The following is a 9873-nucleotide window of genomic DNA, read 5'->3' on the forward strand; positions in this document are numbered from 1 at the left end:
CGGTTGAAATTCCTGATGAAATTGCCAAGCGATTAGACTAAGCGTGGGGTGGTCTTTCTCGTCGTCTGTTAGAAGTGATTGTCGCAGATGCTTACCGTTGCGGGGAAATTAGTACATCTGAAGTCCGACAAATACTTCAGTTAAGGTCTCGTTTAGAAACCCATGCCTTCTTGAAACGGATGGGTATTTATCTTAATTATGATGCGACTTAATTATAAAGAGATATTCACACTCTGAAGGAAATTTAGCAGGTAGGGCAAATACATCTGAATATGACTTGCTTTATGTAGTGTATAAGACTACAATTTGATATAATATATTATTAAGTAATTACTCTTTGGTAATCAGTAAGATAAAATACTACAGACCAGTTACTTGAGTCGAGCATCAAAAGTGCATCCTTTGAAAAAAAATCTAACAATGAGTGCTATTGCCGACTACCAAATTATCTCCAAAATATACGAAAGCGCTAATTCATTAGTCTATCGATCTGTCTGTAACGCCATAGATCGACCCGTTATTCTCAAAATTCTTAAAGAAGATTACCCGATTCCTTCAGAACTAACTCGGTACAAGCAGGAGTACGAAATTACCCGCTCTCTAAAAATTGATGGAGTGGTTAAAGCTTATAATCTATTGCCTTATAAAAACACGCTGGCAATGATTTTAGAGGATTTCGGGGGCAAATCGTTAGACCTTGTGATGCAATCCAAACAATTTGCACTTCTGGACTTTCTCTTCATTGCCATTCAGATTGCGGAGACACTTAGCCAAATTCATGCTGCTAATGTCATTCACAAAGATATCAATCCTTCTAATATCGTTCTTAACCAAGAAACCGGGCAACTTAAGATTATAGACTTTGGGATATCCACAGTATTTACCCGTGAAAATCCAACGATAAAAAATCCTAACGTTTTGGAAGGAACATTAGCTTATCTGTCTCCCGAACAAACGGGTAGAATGAATCGGGTACTCGATTACAGTACTGATTTTTACTCACTTGGTGCAACTTTTTACAAGATACTGACTCAAAGGCTACCTTTTGAAACTAACGACCCTTTAGAGTTAGTTCATTGTCATATTGCCAAGCAAGCTGTTCCTCCCCATGAAGTCGATTCAAAAATTCCTCGAACTGTTTCCAATATTGTCATGAAGTTACTAGCAAAAACTTCTGAGGAACGGTACCGGAGTGCATTGGGGCTTAAAGCAGATTTAGAAGAGTGTCTGACACAGTTACAGCAAACTGGGCAAATTTCAGAGTACCCTATTGGTCGTCACGACATTTCAGACCGATTCAAAATTTCACAAAAACTTTATGGTAGAGACGCTGAAATAGCAACCTTACTCTCAATATACAAGCATATTGCTCAATCCAATCCACTTGAGGAACACGCGTTCAAAAGAACAGGTAGAAAGCAGAGTGAAATGGTGCTAGTTGGGGGTTATTCCGGAATTGGGAAATCAGTACTAGTTCAAGAACTATACAAACCTATCACCGAGCAACGCGGCTACTTTATATCTGGAAAGTTCGACCAGTTTCAGCGTAATATTCCTTATTCCGCCGTTGTTTCAGCATTCAAGTCTCTCGTGCGACAGTTATTAACTGAAAGTGAAGCTCAACTGGCTAGGTGGCGGGAAAAACTCCTCGCTGCTTTTGGCGTTAACGGTCAAGTCATTATTGAGGTCATTTCTGAAGTAGAACAGATTGTTGGACCTCAGCCTCCCGTACAACCATTGGAACCAACTGAGGCTCAAAACCGCTTCAGTGTAGTCTTTCAGAATTTTATCCGGGTTTTTTGTCAGCGATCGCATCCATTGGTTATTTTCTTAGACGACTTGCAATGGGCTGACTCTGCGAGTCTAAGGCTAATTGAACTGATGATGACCGATAACTATTTGGGGTATTTGCTATTGCTTGGTGCTTATCGCGATAACGAAGTGAGTGCCAATCATCCCACAATGTTAATGATTGAGCAATTGAAAGAGCAAGGGGCAATTGTCAACACTATCATTCTCAACCCCTTAAAACTGGAGGAAATCACTCAAATGGTTGCGGACACCCTCCATAGCGATCGAGAAATAGTAAGACCTCTAGCAGAATTGGTCTATCGCAAGACTTCAGGAAATCCCTTCTTTATTAATGAATTCCTCAAAACAATATATCAGGAAAGCCTTCTGACTTTCGAGCGACAGCAAAAGTGCTGGCATTGGAATATTTCTCAAATTGAAGCTTTGGGCATTACGGAAAATGTGGTAGATTTAATGCTCGGCAAGCTTAGGAAACTCTCAGAATTAACCCAAAAAGCATTGCGTTTAGCAGCTTGTGTTGGAAACAGTTTCGACCTCACTACACTCTCAATTATTTACGAAAAATCACCTCCCGAAACTTACAGATCCCTCCTGTCAGCAATTCAATTAGGTTTAATTCAGCCTATCTCAGAGCTAGAAACAACTTCAGATATACCAATTGAGGCGGAACTCGTTATTCAGCATTATAAGTTTCTGCACGACCGGGTACAGCAAGCAGCTTATGCGCTGATTGATATCGATTTGAAGAAGACAGTTCACCTTCAAATCGGTAAACTTTTGCTGGCTAACATGAGTGAAGCAGAACGAGAAGGAAAAATCTTTACTTTGGTCGATCATCTAAATAAAGGACGAGAATTGATAGAAAATTTGGCGGAAAAGAAATCTCTAGCAGAATTAAATTTATATGCAGGGAAAAAAGCTAAAGAGGCAACTGCTTATACAGCTTCTAGGGAATACTTAATTTTAGCGGAAAATGAATTTCCAGGCAATATTTGGAGCGAGCGCTATGAAATGGCACTAGACCTGTACAAGGAACTTGCAGAGGTCGAGTATCTCAATGGCAACTTCGAAAAATCTCAGTCCTTGCTTGACACATCTCTTCAGCAAGCAAAATCAACTCTTGATTGTACGGAATATCACTTTCTTCGGATTATTCAGTGTACTCTATTAGGGGAATACAGTAATGCAATTGAGACAGGACAAATTGCCTTAAAATCTTTGGGAATTGACCTACCAACCAAAAACTTACAAGCAGCTTTTGAGGCTGAGCTTATAGAATATCGAAAAAATTTAGGCGAGCGTGAAATCTCTGCATTATTTGATAATCCAGAAATGGAGATACCGGAAAAAAGATCTGCTTTAAAAATACTGACTCGCATCTTCCCCGCTGCTTGGATTTTAGATCCAATGCTGATGTATCTTGTTGCAACTAAACTGGTCAATCTCAATATCAAATACGGTCATATGGAAAAATCTTCCATGGGCTATAGCTTCTTTGGAGTCGTTAATACCCATGTTCTACGCGATTATCACTCAGGGTATAAATATAGCTCTCTTGGGATGAAATTATCTGATAAGTATAGGGATTGGTCTTGTAAGAGCGCAGTCACACAAGTTCATGGTAGTTTCACTATGCACTGGCTGAAGCACATCAAATTTTCTGAGAAAGTCAATAATGAAGGAGTGGAAGCAGGATTGCAAGTTGGTGAGTTCCAATTGGTTGGATACACCATGACCTACAACTTATACAACCTTATCTGTCAAGGGAAAAGTTTACACTCCCTTCAAAAGGAAGCCTCTCGCAGTTTACAGTTTAGTCAAGAAACTCAGAATCAGTGGGCAATTAATTGTATCTTAGGTGCCATAATCTTCATGCAGAATTTGATGGGACTTACCCAAGAAAAATTCTGTTTTAATACAAACGAGACCAATGAGAAACATTTTTTGGAAAATGCTCAACGAGAAACTCTTGCAGCCATCTGCTTTTATTATATTTTGAAGGCTCAAATCCTTTATCTATATGGTAAACCAATTGAGTTGACCTATCTGGAACAAGCAGGAAGATTGGTTGATTATATTCCAGGAACTATCTCAATCGCTGAGCATAATTTTTACTACTCGTTAAACCTAGCTTTTCTGTATCCCCAGGCTTCCCTAGATGAACGGAATAAATACTGGCAACAATTGGAAATAAACCAGCAATACATGAAAGAGTGGGTTGATAATTGTCCGGAGAATTTCTTACATAAATATATTTTAGTGGCAGCGGAAATGTCTCGGATCTCAGGTCAGTGGTACAAAGCAATGGATTTATATGACCAAGCTATTGAATCTGCACGAAAAAACGAATTTATTCAGAATGAGGCTTTGTCCAATGAATTAGCAGCCAAGTTTTGGTTAGAACGAGGAAAAGAGGAATTTGCCCAACTCTATATGAGAAAAGCCTACCAAGGCTATCAGCTTTGGGGCGCAAAGCGTAAAGTAGAAGATTTAGAAGATAAGTACCCTCAATTACTGGTTTCAAAGTCATTTGGAAGCAAAAAGTCTCTCATAAATACTACAACCAGTACTTCGGCTTTTAGTGAAGTGCTAGATTTAGCGACTGTTCTAAAAGCATCGCAAACTATTTCGGGTGAAATTGTTCTAAGCAGATTACTACAAAATTTGATGAAAACTGTTCTTGAAAATGCAGGTGCAGAAAAAGGTTTTCTCATTCTAAATAAAGAGGGTCATTGGTTGATTGAAGCTGAGGGGGTAGTGAATTATGATGATGTGATTATACTTAGATCGATTCCTGTAGACTCTGTAGACTCTAATGGTCAGATTCCCTCGCTATCATCTGCGATTATTAACTATGTAGCTCGCACTCAAGAAAACGTAATTTTAAATGATGCGTCAAACGAAGGACAATTTATTCGCGATCGCTACATCATTGCCACTCAACCCAAATCGATTCTCTGCATTCCCCTCCTTTATCAAGGCAAACTGAGCGGCATTTTGTATTTGGAAAATAATCTCACAACAGGAGCTTTTACAAGCGATCGCGTCGAAGTCCTTAAAATTCTTTCCGCCCAAGCCGCCATCTCCATTGAAAACTCTCGTTTGTACGAACAGTTAGAAGATTACAGCCGAACTTTGGAACAAAAAGTAGAAGTCAGAACTCAAGAATTACAAGAAAAAAATCAGGAATTAGCAAGCCTACTGGAAAAATTAAAAGCAACACAAGCACAAATTATTGCCCAAGAGAAATTAGCTTCGCTCGGAGCTTTAACAGCCGGAATTGCCCATGAAATCAAAAATCCTTTAAACTTTGTTAACAATTTTGCCGAACTTTCTATAGAGTTAACACAAGAATTGCTAGAAGAAGTTGAAAAGCAAAAAGACCAATTAGACCCAGACAGCAAAGAATATATTGAAGAGATTTTAAGTGACCTCAGCCAGAACGCTCAAAAAATTAACGAGCATGGCAAAAGAGCCGATAATATTGTGCGGGGAATGTTGATGCACTCTCGCGGTCAAACTTGCGACGAGCGACAGATGACACATATTAATACTTTGTTGGCAGAAGCAATTAGCTTGGCTTATCACGGAATGCGTGCGAAGAATTCGTCTTTTCATTTACGCATTGAAACTGATTATGATAATAATATAGAGCGGTTAAATATAGTACCTCAAAATATCAGCCGTGCTTTTATAAATATTATTAACAATGCTGGTTATGCAGCGCATAAAAAGGCAATACGCTTTCAAGCACAATCAGAAAGCGAACGAGAAACATTTTCACCCACTCTTACCGTTACAACCCAAGATTTGGGAGACTGGATTGAGATCGCTATTAAGGATAACGGAGATGGAATTCCCCAAGAAATGCACGATAAAATCTTCCATCCCTTTTTCACCACCAAACCGCCCGGAGAAGGAACTGGACTGGGTTTATCCATCGCTCACGATATTATCGTTCAACAGCACCAAGGGGATCTGAAAGTAGAGTCGGAAGTCAATAATTTTACTAAAATTATCATTACATTACCTAAAAAACACTCTCCACATAGGTAAATACGGTAGTGTAATGGGCATGGGGCATGGGGTATTGGGCAATAAATTCTTCTTACTATGCCCATTGCCCTATGCCCGTTTTTATACACCTTGTGTGAAGAAATTGGTACCAACCTGATTTTTACATACAGGAATCTTTGTTTACCCTCTAAAATAATGTAAGAGAGTTTAGTAAACTTAGTGTTTCATCTCTACACATATTGCTAATTTAGTCAATGATGTAAGTCATAAATGAAAATAATGATTGTAGACGACGAACAAGACGTTCAACTGTTGTTTCAACAAAAATTTAGGAGAGAAAGCAGACAAAACCAAGTTACATTATATTTTGCTTTTTCAGGAGAAGAGGCACTAGAACAATTACAAAATAATTTCACTAAATGTCTATCCCTGATTCTAACAGATATTAATATGCCTGGAATGAACGGGTTAGAACTTCTTAAAATTATTAAAGAAAAATTTCCCAATTTAAAAGTTTTTATAATTACGGCTTACGATGACAACACTAATTATCAAAAAGCTAAAAATTTGGGAGCAGATGACTATATTACAAAACCTATCGAATTTAACAAACTGAAGGAAAAAATCCTCAGCTTATAAATAATCCCATCTGGGAAAAATTATGACAGCGAAAATACTGGTTGTGGATGATGAGCCTGATTTAGAACCCCTACTTCGTCAGGTATTTAGAAAAAAAATTCGAGAAAAGCAATTCCAATTAATTTTTGCCCAAAATGGTTTGCAAGCACTAGAAAAGCTGCAAGCCGAACCGGACATAGATATTGTCTTAACCGATATCTATATGCCGGAGATGGACGGTCTTGTGTTGCTGACTAAACTCAGTGAGTTGTACCCTATCGTCAAAGCAGTCATTATTTCCGCCTATGGAGACCTTGAAAAAATCAGAACAGCAATGAACCGAGGGGCTTTTGACTTCCTGACGAAGCCAATTAATTTTCAAGATTTAGAAATCACGACCAATAAAACTCTGCAACACGTACAGAGAATGAAAGCAGCGCGAGAACAAGAAATTCTCGCACAAAAAGCTCAAGCAGAACTATTAACTCGCCTGCAAGCCGAAGTTGTAGAACGTCAGCGAGCAGAAATTGCCTTGCGTGAAAGTGAGGGAAGGCTAGCTCAATTTTTAGAAGCTGTCGCGGTAGGTATATTTGTGATTGATGCCAACGGACAGCCCTACTACGCCAATCAAACTGCCCAAAGAATTTTGGGCAAAGGAATTGAAGCTACAACCAGAACACCAATACCTCAACTACCTCAAATGTACAATGCTTACCTTGCAGGAACAGAACAACTGTACCCCACAGAACAACAGCCTATTATTCGAGCGCTCAAGGGTGAAACTACAACCGTTGACGATCTTGAAATTCGTCATTTAGATAAAATTATTCCTTTAGAGGTAACCGCAACTCCAATTTATAACGAAAAAGGAGAAATTGTTTATGCCATTGCTGCCTTCACTGACATCACCCAACGCCAACAAGCAGAAGCAGAACGAACTCAATTTACTCAAGAACTTGCCCGGAATAATGTCGCCTTGCAAAAGGCTAGAGATGCCTTAACAGAGTCCAATCGGACTTTAGAACAAAAAGTAGAAGAGCGTACAAGAGAACTCTCTCAAACATTAGAAATTTTGAAAGCCACCCAAGCTGAACTCGAATTTGAAAACGCTTTATTAAGAAATGCTGAGGATACCTCATGTTTTGATTATCAAGTTGGCGGTAGTTTGCCAATGGATGCTCCCACTTATGTCGTGCGTACCGCAGATCGCTATCTTTACAAAGCGTTAAAACGTGGAGAGTTTTGTTACATTCTGAACACGCGGCAAATGGGTAAGTCAAGCCTGATGGTACGCATGATGGATCGCTTGCAAACAGAAGGCTTTGCTTGTGCGGCAATTGACATTACCCGACTTGGCGTAGAAGATGTCACTCCAGTTCAATGGTACAAGGGATTAGCAGTGGAGTTGTGGCAAAATTTTGATTTGTTGGGAAAGGTCAATTTAAAAGCTTGGTGGAACGAGCAACAGGATTTATCACCCGTTCAGTGCTTGAGCCGATTTATAGAGGAAATCCTATTGTCTCAAGTTCAAAGCGAGCAGATTTTTATTTTTTTAGATGAAATTGATACTGTTTTGGGCTTAAATTTTCCAGTCAATGACTTTTTTGCTCTGATTCGCTTTTGCTACAACCAACGCAGCATCAATCCAAAGTATCAGAAGTTAACATTTGCTTTATTTGGAGTTGCAACTCCCTCCGATTTACTGACCGATCCCCAACGAACCCCCTTTAATATTGGTCAAGCAATTCAACTCAATGGCTTTCAGGAGCATGAAGCCCAACCTTTGCTACAAGGGCTTACGGAGAAAGTGAGCAATCCGCAAGTTCTTTTGAAAGAGTTGCTGGCATGGACAAACGGTCAACCTTTCCTCACGCAAAAGATTTGTAAACTTATCCGTTATTCTTCCTGTTCGGTTCCTAGCAATCAAGAAGCGGAATGGATAGAAAATTTGGTGCGAACTCAGGTGATAAATAATTGGGAATCTCAGGATGAACCAGAACATTTAAGAACGATTCGCGATCGCATTCTTAACAGCAAGCAAGACGCTCTGAGCCTTTTAGCACTCTATCGACAAATTCTACACTCTCGAACAGTTGCCTCCGTGGATAGCCCAGAAGAAAAGGAATTGCTCTTATCAGGGCTAGTCATTAAGCAACAAGGTTGTTTAAAAGTTCACAATCGTATTTATGAATTGATTTTTAATGACAGTTGGATTACCTTACACAGTCGATAGCACTCAACACTGTTCAGATAAACATTAAATTTTAAACCACGTAGGTTGGGTTGAGGAACGAAACCCAACCTACAAATTTTCTTCATTATTTTCTGACTTCCAGAGTAGACTGAGTAAGTTCGTGAAAAATAGTCGCTCGGCTTGTGTCCACTCAAACCTCAAATTCAATTGCCAAAGCACCAAAATTTCGGCGTCCTTGGTTGGACTGGCTGCAACCATTGATATTGCTAGCACCATCTGGAATTTGGTTGTTGCTTTTGTTAGTACTGCCAACACTTATTATTTTTGAGTTAAGTCTGGTACCTAATATCCGACCTGGGGAAATTGTCAACCCTCGTAATTTCTACAACTACATCCGGATACTCGATCCCCTGTACCTGCAAGTTTTGGTGCGATCGCTTGATTTTGCTGTAAAGTCCACAATTATTTGTTTGGTCTTTGGTTTCCCCGTTGCCTATTGGATTGCCCAGATAGCACCATCACGCTGGCGCAACTTACTACTCATTGGTTTTGTTTTACCTTTATGGACTTCTTCCCTACTTCGCTCTTACGCTTGGATTACGATTCTCCGTCCCACGGGATTGCTCAACAGCATACTGAGCACTATAGGTTTACCCACTATAGATATACTTAACCGCAGCCCTGCTGTATTAATTGGCATGAGCTATAGCTTACTGCCCTACATGGTTTTAATTTTATATGCAGCCTTAGAAAAACTAGACAAACGTTTATTAGAAGCCGCCGCCGATTTAGGCGCAAATCCCGTACAAACCTTTTTGAAAGTCACAGTCCCTCAAACCTTAACTGGAATTGCTGCGAGTTCTTTTCTAGTGTTTATCACGGCATTCGGTGATTTCATCAATCCAGAATTATTAGGTGGTGCTTCTAGCATGACAGCAGCACGGTTAGTCTACAATCAGTTCCTTGGTCCCACTCAAAATTGGGGGTTTGGTTCTGCTTTAAGTATGACAATTATTTTGGTCGTGAGTCTTGTTATTGCTCTTTTGATTAAATTTGGTGAAGCTATGCCAAGAAAGTAAGTTGTTAGTGGTTAGTGGTTGGTTGTTAGTTGTTGGTTGTTCCACTAACCACTAACCACTAACCACTAACCACTAACCACTAACCACTAACCACTAACCACTAACCACTAACCACTAACCACTAACCACTAACCACTAACCACTAACCACTAA

General features: G+C 39.5%; 4 protein-coding genes. All 4 read left to right on the forward strand.

Going from position 1 to position 9873, the window contains the following annotated elements; all coding sequences use genetic code 11:
- The first annotated feature begins 420 nt into the window (after positions 1 to 420).
- Complete coding sequence (locus F7734_RS26340) at positions 421 to 5868, forward strand: ATP-binding sensor histidine kinase (protein WP_155747584.1); 5448 nt, start codon at positions 421 to 423, stop codon at positions 5866 to 5868.
- 240 nt (positions 5869 to 6108) lie between these two features.
- Positions 6109 to 6468: a response regulator gene (locus tag F7734_RS26345; RefSeq protein WP_207714216.1), complete on the forward strand. Its 360-nt coding sequence runs from the start codon at positions 6109 to 6111 to the stop codon at positions 6466 to 6468.
- 22 nt (positions 6469 to 6490) lie between these two features.
- Entirely contained in the window at positions 6491 to 8680 is a 2190-nt protein-coding gene (locus tag F7734_RS26350; protein ID WP_155747586.1) for an AAA-like domain-containing protein, read from the forward strand.
- A 143-nt stretch (positions 8681 to 8823) separates the two neighbouring features.
- The gene (locus tag F7734_RS26355; RefSeq protein ID WP_166482161.1) at positions 8824 to 9720 is read left to right on the forward strand and encodes an ABC transporter permease; all 897 of its coding nucleotides are present in this window, start codon (positions 8824 to 8826) and stop codon (positions 9718 to 9720) included.
- Positions 9721 to 9873: the final 153 nt, after the last annotated feature.

The sequence above is a fragment of the Scytonema sp. UIC 10036 genome (genome assembly GCF_009725235.1).

Bases quoted from the DNA above. Each gene is read 5' to 3' on its own strand.
- F7734_RS26340 (WP_155747584.1), top strand. From the start codon at position 421: ATGAGTGCTATTGCCGACTACCAAATTATCTCCAAAATATACGAAAGC.
- F7734_RS26345 (WP_207714216.1), top strand. From the start codon at position 6,109: ATGATTGTAGACGACGAACAAGACGTTCAACTGTTGTTTCAACAAAAA.
- F7734_RS26350 (WP_155747586.1), top strand. From the start codon at position 6,491: ATGACAGCGAAAATACTGGTTGTGGATGATGAGCCTGATTTAGAACCC.